This is a genomic window from Pseudomonas baetica, assembly GCF_019733355.1.
GTDB classification, from domain to species: domain Bacteria; phylum Pseudomonadota; class Gammaproteobacteria; order Pseudomonadales; family Pseudomonadaceae; genus Aquipseudomonas; species Aquipseudomonas baetica_A.
Window position 1 is genome coordinate 138,757 of record NZ_JAIHLQ010000008.1, and the last position, 24,001, is coordinate 162,757.

General features: G+C 57.0%; 19 protein-coding genes and 2 tRNA genes. 19 read left to right on the forward strand and 2 right to left on the reverse strand.

Annotation, left to right across the window (positions count from 1 at the left end; all coding sequences use genetic code 11):
- Positions 1-48: 48 nt before the first annotated feature.
- Complete coding sequence (gene recN / locus K5E40_RS10185) at positions 49-1,722, reverse strand: DNA repair protein RecN (protein WP_221730600.1); 1,674 nt, start codon at positions 1,720-1,722, stop codon at positions 49-51.
- Positions 1,723-1,962: 240 nt separating this feature from the next.
- Here recN and grpE point away from each other — a divergent pair, with 240 nt between their 5' ends.
- The 8 genes from grpE to K5E40_RS10225 all read left to right on the forward strand — a co-directional run bounded on the left by grpE (position 1,963) and on the right by K5E40_RS10225 (position 12,439).
- Positions 1,963-2,529, forward strand: a complete 567-nt coding sequence (gene grpE, locus K5E40_RS10190) for a nucleotide exchange factor GrpE (protein ID WP_221730601.1) — start codon at positions 1,963-1,965, stop codon at positions 2,527-2,529.
- Positions 2,530-2,631: 102 nt separating this feature from the next.
- On the forward strand, positions 2,632-4,548 hold the full coding sequence (gene dnaK / locus K5E40_RS10195) for a molecular chaperone DnaK (RefSeq protein ID WP_221730602.1): 1,917 nt from the start codon (positions 2,632-2,634) through the stop codon (positions 4,546-4,548).
- 296 nt (positions 4,549-4,844) lie between these two features.
- A complete protein-coding gene (dnaJ, locus tag K5E40_RS10200; RefSeq protein WP_221730603.1) occupies positions 4,845-5,969 on the forward strand; it encodes a molecular chaperone DnaJ in 1,125 nt (374 codons plus the stop codon).
- A 9-nt stretch (positions 5,970-5,978) separates the two neighbouring features.
- Complete coding sequence (dapB, locus tag K5E40_RS10205) at positions 5,979-6,785, forward strand: 4-hydroxy-tetrahydrodipicolinate reductase (RefSeq protein WP_221730604.1); 807 nt, start codon at positions 5,979-5,981, stop codon at positions 6,783-6,785.
- 257 nt (positions 6,786-7,042) lie between these two features.
- Positions 7,043-8,179 (forward strand): glutamine-hydrolyzing carbamoyl-phosphate synthase small subunit, encoded by a 1,137-nt coding sequence (carA, locus tag K5E40_RS10210; protein WP_221730605.1) that lies wholly within the window; start codon positions 7,043-7,045, stop codon positions 8,177-8,179.
- A gap of 126 nt (positions 8,180-8,305) precedes the next feature.
- Entirely contained in the window at positions 8,306-11,527 is a 3,222-nt protein-coding gene (gene carB, locus K5E40_RS10215; protein WP_221730606.1) for a carbamoyl-phosphate synthase large subunit, read from the forward strand.
- Between the two features lie 2 nt (positions 11,528-11,529).
- Positions 11,530-12,006 carry a transcription elongation factor GreA gene (gene greA, locus K5E40_RS10220; protein WP_221730640.1) on the forward strand — a complete coding sequence of 159 codons (477 nt, stop codon included), beginning with the start codon at positions 11,530-11,532 and terminating at the stop codon, positions 12,004-12,006.
- Between the two features lie 28 nt (positions 12,007-12,034).
- On the forward strand, positions 12,035-12,439 hold the full coding sequence (locus K5E40_RS10225; protein ID WP_221730607.1) for an MFS transporter: 405 nt from the start codon (positions 12,035-12,037) through the stop codon (positions 12,437-12,439).
- Positions 12,440-12,448: 9 nt separating this feature from the next.
- Here K5E40_RS10225 and K5E40_RS10230 read toward each other — a convergent pair whose 3' ends face one another.
- Positions 12,449-12,757 carry a YhbY family RNA-binding protein gene (locus tag K5E40_RS10230; RefSeq protein WP_129388960.1) on the reverse strand — a complete coding sequence of 103 codons (309 nt, stop codon included), beginning with the start codon at positions 12,755-12,757 and terminating at the stop codon, positions 12,449-12,451.
- 101 nt (positions 12,758-12,858) lie between these two features.
- On the opposite strand from K5E40_RS10230, the gene rlmE reads away from it, so the two are divergent.
- The 11 genes from rlmE to infB all read left to right on the forward strand — a co-directional run bounded on the left by rlmE (position 12,859) and on the right by infB (position 23,987).
- Positions 12,859-13,485: a 23S rRNA (uridine(2552)-2'-O)-methyltransferase RlmE gene (gene rlmE, locus K5E40_RS10235; RefSeq protein ID WP_221730608.1), complete on the forward strand. Its 627-nt coding sequence runs from the start codon at positions 12,859-12,861 to the stop codon at positions 13,483-13,485.
- A 200-nt stretch (positions 13,486-13,685) separates the two neighbouring features.
- Complete coding sequence (gene ftsH, locus K5E40_RS10240; RefSeq protein ID WP_221730609.1) at positions 13,686-15,593, forward strand: ATP-dependent zinc metalloprotease FtsH; 1,908 nt, start codon at positions 13,686-13,688, stop codon at positions 15,591-15,593.
- A gap of 8 nt (positions 15,594-15,601) precedes the next feature.
- Positions 15,602-16,453, forward strand: a complete 852-nt coding sequence (gene folP / locus K5E40_RS10245) for a dihydropteroate synthase (protein ID WP_221730610.1) — start codon at positions 15,602-15,604, stop codon at positions 16,451-16,453.
- Positions 16,454-16,469: 16 nt separating this feature from the next.
- Entirely contained in the window at positions 16,470-17,807 is a 1,338-nt protein-coding gene (glmM, locus tag K5E40_RS10250; protein WP_221730611.1) for a phosphoglucosamine mutase, read from the forward strand.
- Positions 17,808-17,872: 65 nt separating this feature from the next.
- On the forward strand, positions 17,873-18,628 hold the full coding sequence (tpiA, locus tag K5E40_RS10255; RefSeq protein WP_221730612.1) for a triose-phosphate isomerase: 756 nt from the start codon (positions 17,873-17,875) through the stop codon (positions 18,626-18,628).
- A 4-nt stretch (positions 18,629-18,632) separates the two neighbouring features.
- Positions 18,633-19,019 (forward strand): preprotein translocase subunit SecG, encoded by a 387-nt coding sequence (gene secG, locus K5E40_RS10260; RefSeq protein WP_095191056.1) that lies wholly within the window; start codon positions 18,633-18,635, stop codon positions 19,017-19,019.
- Positions 19,020-19,041: 22 nt separating this feature from the next.
- Positions 19,042-19,127, forward strand: a tRNA-Leu gene (locus K5E40_RS10265).
- 97 nt (positions 19,128-19,224) lie between these two features.
- Positions 19,225-19,301: transfer RNA gene (locus K5E40_RS10270), tRNA-Met, on the forward strand.
- Positions 19,302-19,440: 139 nt separating this feature from the next.
- Positions 19,441-19,899, forward strand: a complete 459-nt coding sequence (rimP, locus tag K5E40_RS10275) for a ribosome maturation factor RimP (RefSeq protein ID WP_007915250.1) — start codon at positions 19,441-19,443, stop codon at positions 19,897-19,899.
- Between the two features lie 47 nt (positions 19,900-19,946).
- Positions 19,947-21,428, forward strand: a complete 1,482-nt coding sequence (nusA, locus tag K5E40_RS10280; RefSeq protein WP_221730613.1) for a transcription termination factor NusA — start codon at positions 19,947-19,949, stop codon at positions 21,426-21,428.
- Between the two features lie 27 nt (positions 21,429-21,455).
- The gene (gene infB / locus K5E40_RS10285; protein ID WP_221730614.1) at positions 21,456-23,987 is read left to right on the forward strand and encodes a translation initiation factor IF-2; all 2,532 of its coding nucleotides are present in this window, start codon (positions 21,456-21,458) and stop codon (positions 23,985-23,987) included.
- The last annotated feature ends 14 nt before the right edge of the window (positions 23,988-24,001 follow it).

A 24,001-nucleotide genomic window follows, 5' to 3' on the forward strand; every position in this document is an offset into this window, starting at 1 on the left:
AAACGAGCGAAGGCGACCCAAGGGTCGCCTTCGTGCTTTCAGTCATCTTTAAACTTTGGCGGTGACGACCATCTTTTTCGCGTGCGCCAAGGATTCCTTGGTCAGGTCGATGCCACCCAGCATGCGTGCCACTTCTTCTATTCGGTCGTTCTTGCTCAGCTTGGAGACAGCAGTGTGGGTTGCCTGTTCGCCGCGCACTTTGTGTACAAACAGGTGTTGGTGACCTTGCGCCGCCACTTGTGGCAAGTGCGTCACTGTCAGAACCTGTCCGCGTTCACCGAGGCGGCGGAGCAATTGGCCGACAATTTCAGCGGTCGGGCCGCCAATACCCACGTCCACCTCGTCGAACACCAGTGTGGGGGCGCGGGAGGTTTGCGCGGTAATCACTTGAATTGCCAAGCTGATACGTGACAGTTCGCCACCGGACGCCACTTTCGCCAGTGCCTTCAGTGGTTGACCGGGGTTGGCGCTGACCAGCAGTTCGACTTGCTCCAGCCCGTTGGGCAGAAGTTCTTCGCTGCTGTTGGCGCGCAACTCAATGGTGAATCGCCCGCCCGGCATGCCCAGGCGTTGAATCTCCAGCTCTACCGCGCTGGCGAGGCTGCCGGCCGCCTGATGGCGCAAATCACTCAGCTCGCGGGCCTTCTCTTGATAATGACGAGCATAGGAGGCTAGCTCTTCGCTCAATCGCTCGATGGATTCGTCGTTGGCATTGAGAGTTTCGATTTCATCCAGCAGTTTTTGCTGCATTTCGCTGACTTCGGTTGGTTGAATCCTGTGCTTGCGCGCCAGCGTGTAAATGGCATCCAGTCGCTCTTCCAGATATTGCAGGCGAGCCGGATCGGCATCGAAGTTATCAAGGAAGCGATTGAGTTCACCAACGGCTTCTTCAACCTGGATCTGTGCGCTGGTCAGCAAGCTGCTTGCTTCACCCAGTGCGCCGATTGAATTGTTCACACTCGATAAGCGATTGAGGCTGGCGGTCAGCGCATTCAGCACGTTACCGGAATCGCTTTCGCTGCATTGCTCGACCACTTGTCGACAAATGCCCAGCAAGGTTTCGGCGTTGGTCAGATTTTTGTGTTCTTGCTCCAACTGCTCGAGTTCGTTATCGCCGAGTCCGAGATTTTCCAGTTCTTCGAGTTGGTAGCTGAGCAGTTGATGGCGCGCGCGTTGTTCGTCGCCGGAATTGGAGAGGCGCTCCAGCTCCTGGCGTGTCTGGCGCCAACGCTGCGCGGCCAGATGCACTTGGCGCGCAAGGTCGGTAGCGCCAGCGTATTCGTCCAGCAGTCGGCGATGGGTGTCGGTTTTCAGCAGGGACTGGTGTTCATGTTGACTATGAATATCGATCAGCAATTCGCCGAGGGCCTTGAGATCACCCAGCGGGCAGGGTGTGCCGTTGATATAGCCGCGTGAACGACCTTCGCTGGTGATGACTCGGCGCAGGATGCAGGGGCCGTCGATGTCCAGATCGCGTTCTGCCAGCCAGGCGTGGGCTTCGGGAATATCGACCAGATCGAAAGTCGCCAGGATATCGGCCTTGTCGGCGCCCGGGCGCACTACGCCACTGTCGGCGCGATCGCCAAGGGTCAGGCCCAGGGCGTCGAGCATGATCGATTTGCCTGCGCCGGTTTCCCCTGTGATCACGCTCATCCCGCGATCAAGTTCGAGATCGAGATGTTCAACGATGGCGTAGTTGTGTACAGACAGGTGCACCAGCATAAAGGCCGCTCCCAGGCTTTAGGTCTGGTTATTTATACAGTGTTTTGTTTCGGGCTGACAATGCCCCCTCTTAGCTCGATTCGCTTGAACGGAAAAATTTCTTAGCGCATCGAGGAATGTGAAAGCGGCACTTTTTTGTAGGGTTAATCATTGAAGCCCCTTGAAGCCTGATTTTGCGGCCCCATATATCGGGACAGAAGCGCGAGTCGAACTCGCGGACGATATTGAAAGGAGAATTCTATGGCTGACGAACAGACAGTAGATAAGCAAAACCCAGAAGCCAATCCGGCGCCCGAGGGTTCGGGTGACGACCTGGCGACCCGTGTACAAGTGCTCGAAGAGCAATTGGCCGCCGCGCAGGATCAGTCTCTGCGTGTTGCCGCTGATCTGCAGAACGTCCGTCGTCGTGCCGAGCAAGACGTCGAGAAAGCGCACAAGTTTGCGTTGGAAAAATTCGCCAGTGACCTGCTGCCGATTGTCGACAGCCTGGAGCGCGGCCTTGAGCTGTCGAACCCGGACGACGAAGGTATTCGTCCGATGCGTGAGGGGATCGAGCTGACGCTGAAAATGTTTCACGACACCCTCAAGCGTTATCAGCTTGAAGCGATCGATCCGCATGGCGAACCGTTCAATGCCGTTCACCATCAGGCGATGGCCATGCAGGAAAGCGCCGACGTAGAGCCGAACAGCGTTCTGAAGGTGTTCCAGAAGGGCTACCAGCTCAATGGCCGCTTGTTGCGCCCGGCCATGGTCGTGGTCAGCAAGGCGCCTGCGCCAGTTTCGCCTTCTATTGATGAGCAGGCTTGAAATTAGCCGCAAGGCCCCCATTTAGAAGTCAAGCGTTTAAGTGCTACCGCAGTTAGCCACCACTGCTGCGGCATCCAAATCCAAAGTTTCGGGAGAGTTAACATGGGCAAAATTATCGGTATCGACCTGGGGACTACCAACTCCTGCGTCTCCGTGCTGGAAAACGGCAAAGCAAAAGTTATTGAAAACGCTGAAGGCGCGCGTACCACGCCGTCGATCATCGCTTACGCCAACGATGGCGAAATTCTGGTAGGTCAGTCGGCCAAGCGTCAGGCTGTTACCAACCCGCACAACACTCTGTACGCCGTAAAGCGTCTGATCGGTCGTCGTTTCGACGAAGAAGTTGTGCAGAAAGACATCCAGATGGTCCCTTACAAGATCGTCAAGGCTGATAACAACGACGCTTGGGTTGAAGTGAACGGCCAGAAAATGGCCCCGCCACAAATCTCGGCTGAAATTCTGAAGAAAATGAAGAAGACCGCCGAAGACTACCTCGGCGAGCCAGTGACCGAAGCGGTAATCACCGTTCCGGCTTACTTCAACGACAGCCAGCGTCAGGCGACCAAAGACGCCGGCCGTATCGCCGGTCTGGACGTAAAACGTATCATCAACGAACCAACCGCTGCCGCTCTGGCTTACGGTATGGACAAGGCCAAAGGCGATCACACTGTGATCGTTTACGACCTGGGTGGCGGTACTTTCGACGTTTCCGTGATCGAGATCGCTGAAGTTGACGGTGAGCACCAGTTCGAAGTGTTGGCCACCAACGGTGACACGTTCCTGGGCGGTGAAGACTTTGACATTCGTCTGATCGACTACCTCGTGGACGAATTCAAGAAAGAAAGCGGCATGAACCTTAAAGGTGATCCGCTGGCCATGCAGCGCCTGAAAGAAGCCGCTGAGAAAGCCAAGATCGAGCTGTCGTCCGCTCAGTCGACCGACGTGAACCTGCCGTACATCACTGCAGACGCCACCGGTCCTAAGCACCTGAACGTCAAGATCTCGCGTGCCAAGCTCGAAGCTCTGGTTGAAGACCTGGTTCAGCGCACCATCGAACCTTGCCGCATCGCCATGAAAGACGCAGGTCTGGACGTTGGCGCGATCAACGACGTGATCCTGGTCGGCGGTCAGACTCGTATGCCGCTGGTGCAGAAACTGGTAACCGATTTCTTCGGTAAAGAAGCACGTAAAGACGTTAACCCGGACGAAGCTGTTGCCATGGGTGCTGCGATTCAGGGCGCTGTTCTGGCTGGCGACGTGAAAGACGTTCTGCTGCTCGACGTCAGCCCGCTGACCCTGGGTATCGAAACCATGGGTGGCGTGATGACCGCGCTGATCGAGAAAAACACCACGATTCCTACCAAGAAATCGCAAGTGTTCTCGACTGCCGACGACAACCAAGGCGCTGTGACCATTCACGTTCTGCAAGGTGAGCGTAAGCAAGCCACACAGAACAAGTCCCTGGGCAAGTTCGACCTGGCCGACATTCCACCCGCTCCACGTGGCGTGCCGCAGATCGAAGTGACTTTCGACATCGACGCCAACGGCATCCTGCACGTTGGTGCGAAAGACAAGGCCACCGGCAAGACTCAGTCGATCGTGATCAAGGCTAACTCCGGTCTGTCCGACGAAGAAATCGAGCGCATGGTGCGTGACGCCGAAGCCAACGCTGACGAAGACCGCAAGTTCGAAGAACTGGCCGCCGCCCGCAACCAAGGTGATGCACTGGTTCACTCGACTCGCAAAATGGTCTCCGAAGCTGGCGACAAGGTTAGCGCCGAAGAGAAGACTGCGATTGAAGCCGCTGTGGTTGCGTTGGAAGCCGCCGTTAAAGGCGACGACAAGGCTGCCATCGAAGCTAAAGTTGAAGAGCTGTCGAAAGTCTCCGCTCCAGTTGCTCAGAAGATGTACGCCGAACAGCCTCAGCCAGCTGATGGCGCAGCCCCGCAAGGCGAATCGGCTGAGAAAGCGGAAGACGTGGTCGATGCAGAGTTCGAAGAAGTCAAAGACCACAAGTAAGTTGTTGGTCGGCCGGTTGACTGCCTTTAGGCGGTGACTGGTAGGATGTCGCCGCGCGGGAGCTTGCTCCCGCGTTGGCGTATCTGGAATACGCGAATTTTTACAGCATGCGACAGCGTTCGAATGCTGGCGGTATGGCTGAAAATGCTCCTGCTTTTCACGTCGAAAGTACCGCATGAATCACAGACCAGGATCGTTGAATTGACGTGAGTTGGGTCCGGGCCTGTATTGGGGCTCAACGAGTTTGGCGAGGCTCAGGAGGGGTTTGCCGAACGTCCTTAAGAGTGCAAAGACTTATGGCAAAGCGTGACTATTACGAGGTGTTGGGTGTTGAGCGTGGCGCGAGCGACGCAGACCTGAAAAAGGCCTATCGCCGTTTGGCGATGAAGCATCACCCGGACCGTAATCCCGATGACAAAGCATCGGAAGAACTGTTCAAAGAGGCCAATGAGGCCTATGAAGTATTGTCCGACTCGAGCAAGCGCGCGGCGTTCGACCAGTATGGTCATGCCGGTGTCGACCCAAGCATGGGGGGTGGCGGTGCCGGTTTCGGTGGTCAGAACTTCTCCGACATTTTTGGTGATGTCTTCAGTGACTTCTTCGGTGGCGGTCGCGGTGGTTCCCGTGGCGGCGCTCAGCGTGGCAGCGACTTGCGCTACACCCTGGAACTGAATCTGGAGGAAGCGGTACGCGGCACAACCGTGAATATCCGCGTTCCGACACTGGTCAATTGCAAGCCGTGCGATGGTTCGGGGGCCAAAAAAGGCTCGTCACCTTCGACTTGCCCGACGTGTGGCGGCATCGGTCAGGTGCGCATGCAACAGGGCTTCTTCTCGGTGCAGCAGACCTGCCCGCGTTGCCATGGCCAGGGCAAGATCATTTCCGATCCGTGCGACTCCTGCCACGGTGATGGCCGCGTTGAAGAGTACAAAACCCTGTCGGTCAAAGTGCCGGCCGGCGTCGATACTGGCGACCGCATTCGTCTGTCCGGCGAAGGCGAGGCGGGTACTCAAGGTGGTCCGACTGGCGACCTGTATGTAGTCATCAATGTGCGAGAGCACGACATCTTTCAGCGTGACGGCAAACATCTGTTCTGCGAAGTGCCGATCAGCTTTGTCGATGCAGCGCTGGGCGGCGAGCTGGAAATTCCGACCCTCGACGGTCGCGTCAAACTGAAAATCCCTGAAGGCACCCAGACCGGCAAGCAGTTCCGCGTGCGCGGCAAAGGTGTGGCGCCGGTGCGTGGCGGTGGTGCGGGCGACTTGATGTGCCGTGTGGCGGTCGAGACGCCGGTCAACCTGAATCGTCGTCAGCGCGAATTGTTGGAAGAGTTCCGCAGCTCCTTGGCAGACGACAACAGCCATTCGCCGAAAACCACGGGTTGGTTTGACGGCGTGAAGCGCTTCTTCGGCGATTTGTAAGGAGTCGGCATGCGACGTATTGCAGTGATGGGCGCCGCCGGGCGCATGGGCAAAATTCTGGTGGAGGCCGTGCAGCAGCGCGCGCCTCTGACCGGGTTGACTGCCGCTGTCGTCCGTCCTGGCAGCACGCTGATCGGGGTGGATGCCGGTGAGTTGGCTTCGCTGGGGCGTATTGGCGTGCCGCTGTCCGGTCATGTAGAAGCGGTCGCTGATGAATTCGATGTATTGATCGACTTCACGCTGCCGGAAGTGATGCTGAAAAATCTGGCGTTCTGCCGCAAGGCAGGCAAGGCCATGGTTATCGGCACCACCGGGCTGGATGCTGCGCAGAAGCAACTGCTGGCCGAGGCGGGTAAGGATATTCCCATCGTCTTTGCCGCCAACTTCAGTGTAGGCGTCAACCTTTCGCTGAAGCTGCTGGATATGGCGGCGCGGGTGTTGGGTGATGATGCAGACATCGAAATCATTGAGGCTCATCACCGGCACAAAATCGATGCCCCATCGGGTACTGCGTTGCGCATGGGCGAGGTCATCGCCAGTGCGCTGGATCGTGACTTGCAGAAAGTGGCGGTCTACGGTCGTGAAGGTCATACCGGTGCGCGCGAGCGTGAAACCATCGGGTTTGCCACTGTTCGTGGTGGAGATGTGGTGGGGGATCACACGGTGCTGTTCGCCTGCGAGGGGGAGCGTCTGGAGATCACCCACAAGGCTTCAAGCCGCATGACTTTCGCCAAGGGTGCGGTGCGAGCGGCGCTGTGGCTGGATGGTCGCGAGGCGGGTCTTTATGACATGCAGGACGTTCTCGACCTGCGTTGAGTTGCTGCTGAATCCAGCGCAAACGCCCTGTTTGCGCTGGATTTTCTCCACTGAACGACGTCCTGTCGCATTCTCCGGCCTTTTAGGCTCTTTAGCGGTGGACCAAAAAAGCCTTTTTCTGTAAGCTACAGCTTTAGTGTGTCCACTAAAAGCGAGCAGAATAATTCAGTGAAGAAGCGGGGTGACGTGTCCATACGTCACTCCGCTTTTTTACAACCTGCGATCGCCCTTTCATGCGTTATTTACGGGAGGTCTTCTTGACTAAGCCAGCCATACTTGCCCTTGCTGATGGCAGCATTTTTCGCGGCGAAGCCATTGGAGCCGACGGTCAAACCGTTGGTGAGGTGGTGTTCAACACCGCAATGACCGGCTATCAGGAAATCCTTACCGATCCTTCCTACGCCCAACAGATCGTTACTCTGACTTACCCGCACATCGGCAACACCGGCACCACGCCTGAAGATGCCGAATCCGACCGCGTCTGGTCCGCTGGTCTGGTCATTCGTGACCTGCCGCTGGTAGCGAGCAACTGGCGTAACACGATGTCCCTGTCTGATTACCTGAAAGCCAACAACGTTGTGGCAATCGCCGGTATCGACACCCGTCGTCTGACCCGCATCCTGCGTGAAAAAGGTGCGCAGAACGGCTGCATCATGGCTGGTGACAACATTTCCGAAGAAGCCGCCATTGCCGCCGCGCAAGGCTTCCCGGGCCTCAAGGGCATGGATCTGGCGAAAGTCGTCAGCACCAAGGCCCAATACGAATGGCGTTCCACTGTCTGGGATCTGAAAACCGACAGCCACGCGACCATCGAAGCTTCCGAGTTGCCTTACCACGTCGTTGCCTACGACTTCGGCGTCAAGCTGAACATTCTGCGCATGCTGGTCGAGCGCGGCTGCCGCGTTACTGTGGTGCCGGCGCAAACTCCGGCCGCTGACGTACTGGCTCTGAAGCCGGACGGTGTGTTCCTGTCCAACGGCCCTGGTGATCCGGAGCCGTGCGACTACGCGATCCAGGCGATCAAGGACGTGCTGGAAACCGAAACTCCGGTATTCGGCATCTGCCTCGGTCACCAGTTGCTGGCGCTGGCCTCTGGTGCCAAGACCCTGAAAATGGGCCATGGTCACCACGGTGCCAACCACCCGGTGCAGGATCTGGACACGGGTGTCGTGATGATCACCAGTCAGAACCACGGTTTTGCGGTAGACGAAGAAACCCTGCCAGCCAACGTTCGCGCGATTCACAAATCGCTGTTCGACGGCACCCTGCAAGGCATCGAGCGCACCGACAAGAGCGCGTTCAGCTTCCAGGGTCACCCTGAGGCGAGCCCCGGCCCGAACGATGTCGCGCCACTGTTCAACCGCTTCATCAACGAGATGGCCAAGCGACGCTAAGCGCTCGCCTTGAGACTGTAGAGAGAAGCCCTTCGAGGGCGGCCCCGACGCCGGCGGCCCCCTCGAGACTTCAGAAATCGATCAAGACGGCTTGCCGACTGACCTGCGGATTTGAGTGACAAACCCATGCCAAAACGTACAGACATTAAAAGCATCCTGATTCTCGGCGCTGGCCCGATCGTTATCGGCCAGGCTTGTGAATTCGACTACTCCGGCGCCCAGGCCTGCAAGGCCCTGCGCGAAGAGGGTTACCGCGTCATCCTGGTGAACTCCAACCCGGCCACCATCATGACCGACCCGGACATGGCTGATGCCACTTACATCGAACCGATCAAGTGGCAGACCGTTGCCAAGATCATCGAAAAAGAACGTCCGGATGCGGTGCTGCCAACCATGGGCGGCCAGACCGCTCTGAACTGCGCCCTGGACCTGGAGCGCGAAGGCGTTCTGGAGAAGTTCGGCGTAGAAATGATTGGTGCCAACGCCGACACCATCGACAAGGCTGAAGACCGTTCGCGTTTCGACAAGGCGATGAAATCCATTGGCCTGGCGTGCCCGCGTTCCGGCATCGCCCACAGCATGGAGGAAGCCAACGCGGTTCTCGAAACCCTCGGTTTCCCGTGCATCATCCGTCCATCCTTCACCATGGGCGGCACTGGTGGCGGTATCGCTTACAACCGTGAAGAGTTCGAAGAAATCTGCGCCCGTGGTCTGGACCTGTCGCCAACCAAAGAGCTGCTGATCGACGAATCCCTGATCGGCTGGAAAGAATATGAAATGGAAGTTGTCCGCGACAAAAAGGACAACTGCATCATCGTCTGCTCGATCGAAAACTTCGACCCGATGGGCGTGCACACCGGTGACTCGATCACTGTCGCCCCGGCTCAGACCCTGACCGACAAGGAATACCAGATCCTGCGTAACGCCTCCCTGGCGGTACTGCGCGAGATCGGCGTCGAGACTGGCGGTTCCAACGTTCAATTCGGTATCTGCCCGAACACTGGCCGTATGGTCGTGATCGAAATGAACCCGCGTGTATCGCGTTCCTCGGCGCTGGCTTCGAAAGCCACCGGTTTCCCGATCGCCAAAGTCGCGGCCAAACTGGCTGTGGGTTACACCCTCGACGAACTGTCGAACGACATCACCGGTGGCAAGACCCCGGCGTCCTTCGAGCCGTCCATCGACTACGTCGTGACCAAGCTGCCACGCTTCGCCTTCGAGAAATTCGCCAAGGCTGACGCGCGCCTGACCACGCAGATGAAATCGGTCGGTGAAGTCATGGCCATCGGCCGTACTTTCCAGGAATCCCTGCAGAAAGCCCTGCGCGGTCTGGAAGTGGGCGTTTGCGGTCTGGACGAGAAGCTCGACCTGAGCAATCCGGAAAGCATGAGCGTGCTCAAGCGCGAACTGACTGTGCCGGGCGCCGAGCGTATCTGGTACGTGGCAGACGCCTTCCGTGCGGGCATGACTGTCGAAGACATCTTCGGCATGAACATGATCGACCCGTGGTTCCTGGTGCAGATCGAAGATCTGATCAAGGAAGAAGAGAAGGTCAAGACCCTCGGTCTGTCCGCTATCGACCGTGACCTGATGTTCAAACTCAAGCGCAAAGGCTTCTCCGATCAGCGTCTGGCCAAGCTGCTGGGCGTTACCGAGAAAAACCTGCGCACTCACCGTCACAAGCTGGAAGTGTTCCCGGTCTACAAGCGCGTTGACACCTGCGCGGCCGAGTTCGCCACCGACACCGCTTACCTGTACTCGACTTACGAGGAAGAGTGCGAAGCGGCGCCGTCCGGTCGCGACAAGATCATGATTCTGGGTGGCGGTCCGAACCGTATCGGTCAAGGTATCGAGTTCGACTACTGCTGCGTTCACGCGGCCCTCGCTCTGCGCGAAGACGGTTACGAGACCATCATGGTCAACTGCAACCCGGAAACCGTGTCCACCGACTACGACACGTCCGACCGTCTGTACTTCGAGCCGGTAACGCTGGAAGACGTGCTGGAAATCTGCCGCGTCGAGAAGCCCAAAGGTGTGATCGTCCAGTACGGCGGCCAGACTCCGCTGAAACTGGCTCGTGCTCTGGAAGCTGCCGGCGTGCCGATCATCGGTACCAGCCCTGACGCCATCGACCGCGCTGAAGACCGTGAGCGCTTCCAGCAAATGGTTGAGCGTCTGAACCTGCGTCAGCCGCCAAACGCCACCGTGCGTAGCGAGGACGAAGCGATTCGTGCTGCCAGCAAGATCGGTTATCCGCTGGTCGTGCGTCCGTCCTACGTACTGGGCGGCCGGGCGATGGAAATCGTTTACGAAGAAGAAGAACTCAAACGCTACCTGCGTGATGCGGTGAAGGTGTCGAACGACAGCCCGGTGCTGCTCGACCACTTCCTCAACTGCGCCATCGAGATGGACGTCGACGCAGTTTGCGACGGTACTGATGTCGTGATTGGCGCGATCATGCAGCACATCGAGCAGGCCGGCGTTCACTCCGGTGATTCCGCGTGCTCGCTGCCGCCGTACTCGCTGCCGCTGCACATCCAGGACGAGATGCGCGAACAGGTCAAGAAAATGGCCCTGGAACTGGGCGTTGTCGGCCTGATGAACGTGCAATTGGCGCTGCAAGGCGAAGACATCTATGTCATCGAGGTCAACCCGCGCGCTTCCCGTACCGTACCGTTCGTCTCCAAGTGCATCGGTGTTTCCCTGGCGATGATCGCGGCTCGTGTGATGGCCGGTAAAACCCTGAAAGAAATCGGCTTCACCAAAGAAATCATTCCGAACTTCTACAGCGTGAAAGAGGCGGTCTTCCCGTTCGCCAAATTCCCTGGCGTTGACCCGATCCTCGGCCCAGAGATGAAGTCCACTGGTGAAGTGATGGGTGTCGGCGACACCTTCGGCGAAGCTTTCGCCAAGGCCCAAATGGGTGCCAGCGAAGTGCTGCCGACCGGCGGTACTGCATTCATCAGCGTGCGTGACGACGACAAGCCACTGGTTGCAGGCGTAGCCCGTGATCTGATCAACTTGGGCTTCGAAGTGGTTGCCACTGCCGGCACTGCCAAACTGATCGAAGCCGCAGGCCTGAAAGTGCGCCGTGTGAACAAGGTGACCGAGGGGCGTCCGCACGTGGTCGACATGATCAAGAATGACGAAGTCACTCTGATCATCAACACCACTGAAGGCCGTCAGTCGATCGCTGACTCTTACTCCATTCGTCGTAATGCCTTGCAGCACAAGATTTACTGCACCACCACCATTGCTGCTGGCGAAGCTATCTGTGAAGCGCTGAAGTTCGGTCCTGAAAAGACCGTGCGCCGCTTGCAGGATCTACACGCAGGATTGAAGGCATGAGCATAATCAAGTACCCAATGACTGTTCAGGGCGCTCGCGCCCTGGAAGAAGAGCACACTCACCTGACCAAGGTCGTTCGTCCAAAGCTTAGCCAGGACATCGGTACGGCCCGCGAGTTGGGTGACTTGAAGGAAAACGCTGAATACCATGCCGCTCGCGAACAGCAAGGCATGGTCGAAGCGCGGATTCGTGATATTGAAGGCCGGATTCAGAATCAGGTGATCATCGATGTCACGACGATTCCTCATACCGGTAAAGTGATCTTCGGCACCACCGTTGAAATCGCTAATGTCGAAACTGATGAAAGCGTCACTTACCACATCGTGGGTGAGGATGAGGCTGACTTCAAACTTGGCAAGATTTCGGTCGGTTCTCCTCTTGCTCGTGCTTTGATCGGCAAGGAAGAGGGTGATGTTGTTGCGGTGAAAACGCCAAGTGGCGTTATCGAGTATGAGATTGTCGAAGTCCGTCACATCTGAAACCGGGCGCCCGCTACGTGCGGGCGCCATGCTTTGGCAACTGACCCAGATGTTGTGGGTCGGTGGTCTTTGGTTGATTCATTTTGGTTTGCAGCCGGCGTTGGGCCAGATTGGCCTGGCGCAGTTGCTGATTGATGAAGTCGCCAGTGCATTTGAAGTGCTGGTGGTGGGTTTTTCCGCCGCATGCTTGATTTTTCAGGCCTTGGTGCTGGTACATGCCGAGGGCCTTGGCAGTCTATGGCGAGATTTTCGCGGGCAGGTGCTGTTGATGGCGTTGTATGCGTGTGCGATGTTTGTCGCCGTGCGTGTCGGCTGGCCGGATGCTCAGCGCTGGCAGGTATTCAGTTATCTGGTTCTGGGGTTTTCCGGGCTGGTGCTGGTGCTGCAGCCGGTACCTGGATGGAGTGGCAGGGTGCGCGAAGCACACCCTTGACCCTTGTCATCACTTGAAGCGATGAACGTTCGACAGCTGCTTGTTGGCGCTGAAGTTCTTGCGGTAGACCAGTGCCATCTTGCCGATGACCTGTACCAGGTCAGCCTTGCCGACCTTGCACAGTTCTGCGATGTGCGCCAGGCGCGACTCGCGATCGAGGATGTTGAGCTTGATTTTGATCAGCTCGTGATCCGCCAATGCGCGTTCAAGTTCGGCTAAAACACCTTCAGTCAAACCGTTGTCAGCCACAGTCAACACTGGTTTCAGGTGGTGGCCAATGGATTTGTACTGTTTCTTCTGCTCTTGAGTGAGCGGCATAATCTGACCCTTTCGTCTGGATTCTGTAAAATGGCGGCCATTTTACCCGAGGGTTCGTGGATCCGCCCAATTAATCACGACCCTTATCATCGAGGTGCCCAATGGCGCGTTCCAAGACAAGCCTTGGTTGGCTGAAAAGACATGTCAATGATCCCTATGTGAAGCAAGCGCAGAAGGATGGCTACCGCTCGCGTGCGAGTTACAAGCTTCTGGAGGTTCAAGAGAAGTACAAGTTGATCCGTCCTGGCATGAGTGTTGTCGATCTGGGGGCTGCGCCTGGTGGCTGGTCGCAGGTCACTAGCCGGCTGATCGGTGGTCAGGGGCGTCTGATTGCCTCGGACATCCTGGAAATGGACAGCATTCCGGACGTGACTTTCATCCAGGGCGACTTCACCGAGGATGAAGTGCTCGCGCGGATCCTTGAAGCCGTGGGTAATTCGCAGGTAGACCTTGTGATTTCCGATATGGCCCCCAATATGAGTGGTACGCCTGAAGTGGATATGCCCAAAGCCATGTTCCTTTGCGAGCTGGCGCTTGATCTGGCGGAGCGGATACTCAAGCCGGGTGGTAATTTCGTTATCAAGATTTTTCAGGGTGAAGGGTTTGATGTTTACCTGAAGGATGCTCGTCGGAAATTCGACAAGATCCAGATGATCAAGCCAGACTCTTCCCGTGGCAGTTCCCGCGAGCAATACATGCTGGCTTGGGGCTACCGCGGTAGCAAGTAATGAGGTTTTTTGGCAGGGTGATAGGTTTTTCGTATTTTGCCACGCGTGCATAAGCGAATATTGTGTAGAAAGTGTTTCACAAAGGGTTACAGACGGCGCCTGCCAGAGTTGTAGGTAATGTAGTAAGTTAGGCCGGTGAATATCATGCGAAGCGCGCGCCAGTAGCGGAGCTTGCTTCAGAGGGTAGTTAATTGAACGATATGGCAAAGAATCTGATCCTGTGGTTGATCATCGCGGCTGTCCTGGTGACGGTGATGAACAACTTCTCCAGCCCTAACGAGCCGCAGACCCTCAACTATTCCGACTTTATCCAGCAGGTCAAGGATGGCAAGGTCGAGCGCGTAGCGGTTGACGGCTATGTGATTACCGGCAAGCGCAACGACGGCGACAGCTTCAAGACCATTCGTCCCGCGATTCAGGACAATGGCCTGATCGGCGATCTGGTCGACAACCATGTTGTGGTCGAAGGCAAGCAGCCTGAGCAGCAAAGCATCTGGACCCAGCTTCTTGTGGCCAGCTTCCCTATCCTGGTGATTATCGCTGTGTTCATGTTCTTCATGCGCCAGATGCAGGGCGGCGCCGGTGGCAAGGGCGGGCCGATGAGCTTTGGCAAGAGCAAGGCGCGTCTGCTGTCTGAAGATCAGGTGAAAACCACCTTGGCTGACGTAGCCGGATGCGACGAAGCCAAGGAAGAGGTCGGCGAACTTGTTGAGTTCCTCCGTGATCCGGGCAAGTTCCAGCGCCTGGGCGGTCGCATTCCTCGCGGTGTGCTGATGGTTGGTCCTCCGGGTACCGGTAAAACCTTGCTGGCCAAGGCGATTGCCGGCGAAGCCAAGGTGCCGTTTTTCACTATTTCCGGTTCTGACTTCGTCGAGATGTTTGTTGGTGTTGGCGCTAGCCGCGTTCGTGACATGTTTGAGCAGGCCAAGAAACACGCGCCTTGCATCATCTTCATCGACGAAATCGACGCCGTTGGTCGCCATCGTGGCGCGGGCATGGGCGGTGGTCACGACGAGCGTGAGCAGACCCTCAACCAGTTGCTGGTTGAGATGGACGGCTTCGAAATGAATGACGGCATCATCGTGATCGCTGCAACCAACCGTCCTGACGTACTTGACCCAGCATTGCTGCGTCCGGGCCGTTTCGACCGTCAGGTTGTGGTAGGTCTGCCAGATATTCGTGGTCGCGAGCAGATTCTCAAGGTTCACATGCGAAAAGTGCCAATGGGTGACGACGTTGCTCCGGCTGTCATCGCTCGCGGTACTCCGGGATTCTCCGGTGCCGACTTGGCTAACCTGGTCAACGAAGCGTCGCTGTTCGCTGCTCGCAGCGGCAAACGCATCGTAGAGATGAAAGAGTTCGAACTGGCCAAAGACAAGATCATGATGGGCGCCGAGCGCAAATCGATGGTCATGTCGGAGAAAGAAAAACAGAACACTGCTTATCACGAAGCTGGCCACGCGATTGTTGGCCGTGTCGTGCCTGAGCATGATCCCGTTTACAAAGTGTCGATCATTCCGCGCGGTCGTGCGCTGGGTGTGACTATGTTCTTGCCGGAAGAAGATCGTTACAGTCTGTCCAAGCGTGCGCTGATCAGTCAGATCTGCTCGCTGTATGGCGGTCGTATTGCTGAAGAGATGACACTTGGCTTTGACGGTGTGACCACCGGTGCCTCCAACGACATCATGCGTGCCAGTCAGATTGCGCGGAACATGGTGACCAAGTGGGGGTTGTCGGAAAAACTCGGTCCACTGATGTATGCCGAAGAAGAGGGCGAAGTGTTCCTCGGGCGTGGTGGTGGCGGTCAGGGCGCCAGTTTCTCTGGTGAGACTGCCAAGCTTATCGATTCTGAAGTGCGCAGCATCATTGATCAGTGCTACGGCACGGCCAAGCAGATCCTCACGGACAATCGTGACAAGCTGGATGCAATGGCTGACGCGCTGATGAAGTATGAAACGATTGATGCTGAGCAGATCGACGACATCATGGCCGGCCGCACGCCTCGCGAGCCTCGCGATTGGTCGGGTGGTGCGGGTACGCCGCCGCCTCCTGTCGTTCAGGATGAGCGTCCGGAAAAACCGATTGGCGGTCCGGCTGCTGATGTTTAAGGTTTGAAATGACTTCTGTACAGTCCCTGACCCGGTTGCCTTGCGGCAACCGGGTTCTTGATTTTTCCCAGACGCATGTCATGGGCATTCTCAATGTCACTCCCGATTCCTTTTCTGATGGTGGCCGTTACAGCCAGCTCGACGCGGCCTTGCGCCACGCCGAAGCCATGGTCGCCGCTGGCGCGACGCTGATCGATGTGGGGGGCGAGTCCACCCGTCCTGGCGCCCGTACGGTTTCGCCGCTGGAAGAGCTTGGGCGCGTGGCGCCAATTGTCGAGCTGATCAATCGCGAACTTGATGTCATCATCTCGGTCGATACGTCGACTCCGGCGGTGATGCGCGAAACTGCGCGACTGGGTGCCGGATTGATCAATGATGTGCGTTCGTTGCAGCGCGACGGTGCGCTGGATGCGGCGGCGGCGACAGGCTTGCCGGTCTGCCTCATGCATATGCTCGGTGAGCCGGGTGATATGCAGGACAATCCGCACTATCAGGATGTCACTCGGGAAGTTGGCGAGTTTCTCTGCGAGCGCATGCAGGCGTGTGCGTCGGCGGGTATTCCTGCCGAGCGCATCATCCTTGATCCAGGTTTCGGCTTCGCCAAAACACTGCAGCACAATCTAAGCTTGTTCAAGCATATGGAAGCCCTGCATGCATTGGGCCGGCCTTTGTTGGTGGGTGTTTCACGCAAGAGCATGATCGGACATGCGTTGAATCGTCCTGTGGGTGAGCGTCTGCATGGTGGTCTGGCACTGGCTACGCTCGCGTCAATCAAGGGTGCGCGTATATTGCGCGTCCATGATGTGGCGGAAACGGTAGATGTGGTGCGGATGATCGCGGCCGTTGAGTCGGCGGAATAAGAACGATGGAGCAGTTATGAGCAAGAAATACTTTGGTACTGACGGCATTCGTGGTCGAGTCGGGGAATATCCGATTACTCCTGACTTCATGCTCAAGCTCGGCTGGGCTGCTGGCATGGCGTTCCGCAAGATGGGCGCCTGCAAAGTGCTGGTTGGCAAAGACACACGGATCTCCGGTTATATGTTTGAGTCGGCGCTTGAAGCTGGCCTGACTTCGGCGGGTGCGGATGTAATGCTGCTTGGCCCGATGCCGACGCCGGCCATTGCCTACCTGTCGCGCACGTTCCAGGCTGAAGCCGGAATCGTGATCAGTGCTTCGCACAACCCGCATGATGATAACGGCATCAAATTCTTCTCCGGTAAAGGCACCAAGTTGCCGGATGAGCTGGAATTGATGATCGAAGAGTTGCTCGATACTCCAATGACCGTGGTTGAGTCGAGCAAGATCGGCAAGGTGTCGCGGATCAATGATGCCTCTGGTCGTTACATTGAATTCTGTAAGAGCAGTGTGCCAACCGGTACCAATTTCGCCGGTCTGAAGATCGTCATCGACTGCGCTCACGGTGCGACCTATAAAGTTGCGCCGAGTGTTTTTCGTGAGCTGGGCGCCGAGGTCGTGGTGCTTTCAGCCCAGCCAAATGGTCTGAACATCAACGACAATTGTGGCTCCACTCATATGGGGCAGCTGCAGGCGGCGGTGCTGGCTGAGCACGCTGATCTGGGTATTGCTTTTGACGGGGATGGTGATCGGGTCCTGATGGTTGACCATACGGGTGCCATTGTTGACGGTGATGACCTGCTGTTCATCATTGCTCGCGATCTGCAGGAGCGTGGAAAGCTGCAAGGAGGAGTGGTAGGCACTCTGATGAGTAATCTCGGTCTGGAGCTGGCCCTTGCCGATCTTTCGATTCCGTTTGTTCGCGCCAATGTCGGCGACCGTTATGTGATTGCTGAGTTGCTTGAGCGTAACTGGTTGGTCGGTGGTGAGAACTCAGGGCATATCGTCTGTTTCAATCACACCACGACCGGTGACGCGATCATTGCTGCTCTGCAAGTGCTGATGGCGCTCAAAACGCGTAACGAAGGTCTGGCGTTAGCTCGACAAGCTTTGCGCAAGTGTCCTCAGGTGCTGATCAATGTGCGTTTCGGTGGAGGCGAAAGTCCGCTGGAACATCCGGCTGTCAAGGAGGCCAGCGCGCGCGTCACTCAGGCAATGGCCGGTCGCGGGCGTGTGCTTTTGCGCAAGTCCGGCACAGAGCCTTTGGTGCGTGTGATGGTTGAAGGGGAGGATGCAACCCAGGTTCGCGGCTATGCCGAAGAGCTGGCAAAACTGGTAACTGAAGTTTCTGCCTGATTCGGCTTGCCAGCCATGATTGTGTTGGGTAACATCTGCGCCCACTTTGACCGACGAGGTACAGCATGCGTCGCCCTATGGTAGCTGGTAACTGGAAGATGCACGGTACCCGCGCCAGCGTCGCTGAGCTGATCAACGGGCTTCGTCATCTGGCCTTGCCAAGCGGTGTTGATGTCGCGGTATTCCCGCCTTGCTTGTATATCAATCAAGTGATTGATGGCTTGAAAGGCAAGTCGATCTCGGTCGGCGCGCAGAACTCTGCGGTGGAGTCCATGCAAGGTGCGCTGACTGGTGAAATTGCGCCGAGTCAGTTGATGGATGCAGGCTGTTCCCTTGTGCTTGTCGGGCACTCCGAGCGCCGCCAGATTATGGGTGAGCGAGACGGGATGCTGAATCGCAAGTTCGCAGCGGCGCAGGCATGTGGCTTGATTCCGGTGTTGTGTATAGGGGAAACCCTGGAGCAGCGCGAAGCCGGTAAAACTCTTGAAGTTGTCGGGCGTCAGCTTGGCAGTATCATTGAGGAGTTGGGTGTAGGTGCCTTTGCCAAGGCAGTAATAGCTTACGAGCCGGTCTGGGCTATTGGCACCGGACTGACTGCAACACCGCAACAGGCGCAGGATGTGCATAAGGCCATTCGGGAGCAGTTGGCGGCAGAGAATTCTGAAGTCGCACGAGGTGTGCGGCTTCTATACGGCGGCAGCGTGAAGGCGGCCAATGCGGTCGAACTGTTCGGCATGCCGGATATCGATGGGGGGCTCATTGGTGGAGCTTCCCTGAATGCAGATGAGTTCGGTGCGATTTGTCGCGCCGCGGGAAACTGAAAAAATGCTGGAAACAGTCGTAGTCGTTTTTCATCTGCTGGGTGCATTGGGCGTAGTTGCTCTGGTTTTGCTGCAGCAGGGTAAGGGTGCGGACGCTGGTGCGTCTTTCGGAGCAGGTGCTTCAAATACTGTGTTCGGAAGCCAAGGTTCCTCTACCTTTCTTAGTAAGTTTACTGCTATACTTGCCGCCGGTTTCTTCATAACCAGCTTGGGGTTAGGTTACTTTGCTAAAGAGAAAGCTCATGAGCTGACTCAAGCAGGTTTGCCAGATCCAGCAGTGTTGGAAGTGCCTAAGCAGCAACAACCGGCTTCTGATGATGTACCGGTGCTTCAAGAGCAAAAGTCGGCTACTCCAGCGACTGACGTACCTCCAGCTCAAGAGCAGAAGTGAGAAGAGTTTCAAACGTAGTTTTGCCGAGGTGGTGGAATTGGTAGACACGCAACCTTGAGGTGGTTGTGCCCATAGGGTGTAGGGGTTCGAGTCCCCTTCTCGGTACCAATTAGTCAAGAGAGCCCGCTGTTGCGGGCTTTCTTGCAGGTGGAAGGTTACATTGACCCTGCAAGGGATCGGTCGTATACTTCCGCCCCAGCTTTGTCGCGGGGTGGAGCAGTCTGGTAGCTCGTCGGGCTCATAACCCGAAGGTCGTCGGTTCAAATCCGGCCCCCGCAACCAGTTTAAGGAGCCCCTTTTAAGGGGCTTTTTGTTAGCTGGACACTTTCGACGCCGCTGTTCGGCGGCGTTTCAAGGATGGGCGTTAGGCCCATTTTTTTATTTTGCATAGCATGCACATATCATGCACTAGGGGGTTCAGGTGTCGAGCAAGCTAGAAGAGTTGCAGGCCTTGCTGGCCCCGGTGGTCGTGGCCCTAGGCTATGAATGCTGGGGTATTGAGTTTTCGGCTCAAGGTCGTCACTCGATGTTGCGCGTTTATATCGATAAAGAGGGTGGCGTGCTGGTGGACGATTGCGCCATTGTCAGCCGTCAGATCAGCGGTGTGCTGGATGTTGAAGATCCAATCTCCGTTGAATACACCCTCGAAGTTTCCTCGCCTGGCATGGAGCGCCCACTGTTCACTCTTGAGCAGTTTGCAAAATTTGCCGGTGAACAAGTGAAGATCAAGCTGCGCTCGCCTTTTGAAGGTCGACGCAACTTTCAGGGCCTTCTGCGCGGTGTAGAAGAGCAGGACGTCGTGGTGCAGGTAGATGACCATGAGTTCCTGTTGCCGATCGATATGATCGACAAGGCCAACATTATTCCCAGTTTTGACTGAGACGCGGATCCCGCGGATCCAATGGCTTGCGAAAGGCGAGGCGTACGATGAGCAAAGAAGTACTGCTGGTTGTTGAGTCGGTATCCAATGAAAAGGGCGTACCGGCAAGCGTAATTTTTGAAGCGCTGGAGCTGGCTCTGGCCACTGCTACCAAAAAGCGTTTTGAAGACGAAGTTGACCTGCGTGTGGAAATTAACCGCCACACCGGTTCTTACGAAACTTTCCGTCGCTGGACGGTCGTCGAAGAAAACGATCTCGACGATCCGGCTATCGAAACCTGGCCGAGCAAGGTTGCTGAAACGCATCCTGGCGCCAATGTCGGCGACGTTGTTGAAGAAAAGATCGAATCCATAGAGTTCGGCCGCATTGCTGCACAGACTGCCAAGCAAGTCATTGTGCAGAAAGTGCGTGAAGCCGAGCGTGCTCAAGTGGTCGACGCCTATCGCGAGCGCCTGGGAGAAATCATCTCCGGCACCGTGAAGAAGGTCACCCGCGATAACGTGATCGTCGATCTGGGCAATAACGCTGAAGCGTTGCTGGCCCGTGAAGACATCATTTCTCGCGAAACTTTCCGTGTCGGCGTGCGTTTGCGTGCGCTGCTCAAGGAAATCCGCACCGAGAACCGCGGCCCGCAGTTGATCCTGTCGCGTACCGCGCCGGAAATGCTGATCGAGCTGTTCCGTATCGAAGTGCCGGAAATTGCCGAAGGTCTGATCGAAGTCATGGCTGCGTCCCGTGATCCGGGTTCGCGTGCCAAGATCGCCGTCCGCTCCAAGGACAAACGCATCGACCCGCAGGGCGCTTGCATTGGTATGCGCGGTTCGCGCGTCCAGGCAGTGTCGGGTGAGTTGGGCGGTGAGCGTGTTGATATCGTCCTGTGGGACGACAACCCGGCTCAGTTCGTGATCAACGCCATGTCCCCGGCCGAGGTTGCGGCAATTATCGTTGACGAAGATGCCCACGCCATGGACATCGCCGTTGGCGCAGACAATCTGGCTCAGGCCATCGGTCGCGGTGGTCAGAACGTGCGTCTGGCGAGCCAGTTGACTGGCTGGACCCTGAACGTGATGACCGAATCGGACATCCAGGCTAAGCAGCAAGCAGAAACCGGCGACATCCTGCGCAACTTCATCGACGAGCTGGAAGTCGACGAAGAGTTGGCACAGGTGCTGGTTGATGAAGGCTTCACCAGCCTGGAAGAGATTGCCTACGTACCGTTGGAAGAAATGCTCAACATCGACGGCTTTGACGAGGACATCGTCAACGAGCTTCGCGCTCGTGCCAAGGATCGCTTGTTGACCAAAGCCATCGCTACTGAGGAAAAGCTGGCAGACGCCCATCCGGCCGAAGACCTGCTCTCGCTTGAGGGTATGGACAAGGATTTGGCGATGGAACTGGCGGTGCGCGGCGTAATTACCCGCGAAGACCTGGCCGAGCAGTCTATTGACGACCTGCTCGACATCGACGGCATTGACGATGATCGTGCCGGCAAGTTGATCATGGCCGCCCGAGCCCATTGGTTCGAGTAATTAGGCGCGGCCTGAGGAGAGAAGTGCATGACGCAAGTCACGGTGAAACAACTGGCCGATGAGGTCAAAACACCGGTAGAGCGCCTGTTGCAGCAGATGCGTGAGGCAGGTCTGCCGCACACCGCCGCCGAAGAAAATGTGACTGACAGTGAGAAGCAATCTTTGCTGACTCACTTGAAAAGCAGCCACAAGGCGAAAGTGGAAGAACCACGCAAGATCACGCTGCAGCGTAAAACCACCAGCACCCTGCGCGTGGCTGGTAGCAAGAGCATCAGTGTTGAAGTTCGCAAAAAGAAAGTTTTCGTACAGCGTAGCCCGGAAGAAATCGAAGCCGAGCGCAAGCGTGAACTGGATGAGCGTCGCGCAGTAGAAAATGCTGCGCGTCAGAAGGCTGAAGAAGAAGCCAAGCAGCGCGCCGAAGAAGAAGCGCGTCGCCAGCCTGCTGCTGCCAAAACCGCTACCAACGACGCCGTTTCGGCGCCGGCTGCAGCTGCCCAACCAGTACGCGAAAGCGCACCGGTGGCCGCCGCTGCTCCAGCACCGTCTGCTGACGCTCGTAACAAGCAGAACGAGCAGCGTCGTCCGGACAAACCACGTGCCGACGACAACAATCGTCGCAGTGGCGGTGGTGACGGCGAGCGTAAAAACGCTCCGCATCGCGCATCGGTCAAAGAAAAAGCGCCAGCGCCACGTGTCGCGCCACGTACTACCGACGAAGAGAGCGACGGCTTCCGTCGTGGTGGTCGCGGCAAGTCCAAGCTGAAGAAGCGTAACGCTCACGGTTTCCAGAGCCCAACCGGCCCTGTCGTGCGTGATGTGCAGATCGGCGAGACCATCACCGTTGGCGATCTCGCCAATCAGATGTCGGTCAAGGCTGCTGAAATCATCAAGTTCATGTTCAAACTGGGTACTCCAGCGACCATCAACCAGGTGCTTGATCAGGAAACTGCTCAACTGGTAGCCGAAGAACTGGGCCACAAAGTGACCCTGGTCAGCGACACCGCTCTGGAAGATTCCCTGGCCGAGTCCCTGAAGTTTGAAGGTGAGTCGTTCTCCCGTGCGCCAGTCGTGACCGTAATGGGCCACGTTGACCACGGTAAGACCTCGCTGCTCGACTACATCCGTCGTGCCAAGGTTGCTGCTGGCGAAGCCGGCGGTATCACCCAGCACATCGGTGCTTACCACGTTGAAACCGAACGCGGCATGGTCACCTTCCTTGATACCCCGGGTCACGCCGCGTTTACCGCAATGCGTGCTCGTGGTGCCAAGGCGACCGACATCGTGATTCTGGTTGTTGCAGCCGACGACGGCGTAATGCCGCAGACCATTGAAGCTGTTCAGCACGCTGTAGCGGCTGGCGTTCCACTGGTGGTTGCAGTGAACAAGATCGACAAGCCGGGTGCTGATCTTGATCGCATCCGCAGCGAACTGTCGGTTCACGGTGTGACGTCGGAAGAGTGGGGCGGTGATACGCCGTTCGTACCGGTTTCGGCGAAAGTCGGTACTGGCGTGGACGAACTGCTCGAAGCCGTATTGCTGCAGGCTGAAGTTCTCGAACTGAAAGCGACTCCTTCGGCTCCTGGCCGTGGTGTCGTGGTTGAATCGCGTCTCGACAAAGGTCGTGGCCCGGTTGCAACCGTGCTGGTCCAAGACGGTACCCTGCGCCAAGGCGACATGGTGCTGGTCGGTTCGAACTATGGTCGCGTTCGCGCCATGCTCGACGAGAACGGCAAGCCAATCAAGGAAGCCGGTCCTTCCATCCCTGTCGAGATTCTCGGCCTGGACGGTACCCCGGACGCTGGCGACGAGATGAGCGTAGTGGCTGACGAGAAGAAAGCCCGTGAAGTGGCTCTGTTCCGTCAAGGCAAGTTCCGAGAAGTCAAACTGGCTCGCGCTCACGCCGGCAAGCTGGAAAACATCTTTGAAAACATGGGTCAGGCTGAGAAGAAGACGCTCAACATTGTCCTCAAATCCGACGTCCGTGGTTCGCTGGAAGCGTTGAACGGCGCCTTGAATGGCCTGGGCAACGACGAAGTACAAGTGCGCGTAGTGGGCGGCGGTGTCGGTGGTATCACCGAGTCCGACGCTAACCTGGCACTGGCTTCCAACGCTGTACTGTTCGGTTTCAACGTGCGTGCCGATGCTGGCGCACGGAAGATCGTCGAGCAGGAAGGTCTGGATATGCGTTACTACAACGTGATCTACGACATCATCGAAGACGTCAAGAAAGCCCTGACCGGTATGCTCGGCAGCGATGTTCGCGAGAACATCCTGGGTATCGCCGAGGTGCGTGACGTGTTCCGTTCGCCGAAGTTTGGCGCGATCGCTGGTTGCATGGTGATCGAAGGTGTTGTGCACCGTAACCGTCCGATCCGTGTACTGCGTGAAGACATCGTTATCTTCGAAGGCGAGCTGGAATCCCTGCGTCGCTTCAAGGATGACGCTTCCGAAGTACGTGCCGGCATGGAATGCGGTATTGGCGTCAAGAGCTACAACGACGTCAAAGCTGGCGACAAGATCGAAGTTTACGAGAAGGTTCAGGTTGCTCGCAGCCTCTAACTCGCGCACTTCAG

Coding starts and splice junctions, on each gene's coding strand:
- K5E40_RS10225 (WP_221730607.1), top strand. CDS start 12,035: ATGCTTTGGCAACTGACCCAGATGTTGTGGGTCGGTGGTCTTTGGTTG.
- folP (WP_221730610.1), top strand. CDS start 15,602: ATGACTTCTGTACAGTCCCTGACCCGGTTGCCTTGCGGCAACCGGGTT.
- carB (WP_221730606.1), top strand. CDS start 8,306: ATGCCAAAACGTACAGACATTAAAAGCATCCTGATTCTCGGCGCTGGC.
- nusA (WP_221730613.1), top strand. CDS start 19,947: ATGAGCAAAGAAGTACTGCTGGTTGTTGAGTCGGTATCCAATGAAAAG.
- dapB (WP_221730604.1), top strand. CDS start 5,979: ATGCGACGTATTGCAGTGATGGGCGCCGCCGGGCGCATGGGCAAAATT.
- glmM (WP_221730611.1), top strand. CDS start 16,470: ATGAGCAAGAAATACTTTGGTACTGACGGCATTCGTGGTCGAGTCGGG.
- grpE (WP_221730601.1), top strand. CDS start 1,963: ATGGCTGACGAACAGACAGTAGATAAGCAAAACCCAGAAGCCAATCCG.
- rlmE (WP_221730608.1), top strand. CDS start 12,859: ATGGCGCGTTCCAAGACAAGCCTTGGTTGGCTGAAAAGACATGTCAAT.
- K5E40_RS10230 (WP_129388960.1), bottom strand. CDS start 12,757: ATGCCGCTCACTCAAGAGCAGAAGAAACAGTACAAATCCATTGGCCAC.
- dnaK (WP_221730602.1), top strand. CDS start 2,632: ATGGGCAAAATTATCGGTATCGACCTGGGGACTACCAACTCCTGCGTC.
- secG (WP_095191056.1), top strand. CDS start 18,633: ATGCTGGAAACAGTCGTAGTCGTTTTTCATCTGCTGGGTGCATTGGGC.
- ftsH (WP_221730609.1), top strand. CDS start 13,686: ATGGCAAAGAATCTGATCCTGTGGTTGATCATCGCGGCTGTCCTGGTG.
- recN (WP_221730600.1), bottom strand. CDS start 1,722: ATGCTGGTGCACCTGTCTGTACACAACTACGCCATCGTTGAACATCTC.
- infB (WP_221730614.1), top strand. CDS start 21,456: ATGACGCAAGTCACGGTGAAACAACTGGCCGATGAGGTCAAAACACCG.
- dnaJ (WP_221730603.1), top strand. CDS start 4,845: ATGGCAAAGCGTGACTATTACGAGGTGTTGGGTGTTGAGCGTGGCGCG.
- tpiA (WP_221730612.1), top strand. CDS start 17,873: ATGCGTCGCCCTATGGTAGCTGGTAACTGGAAGATGCACGGTACCCGC.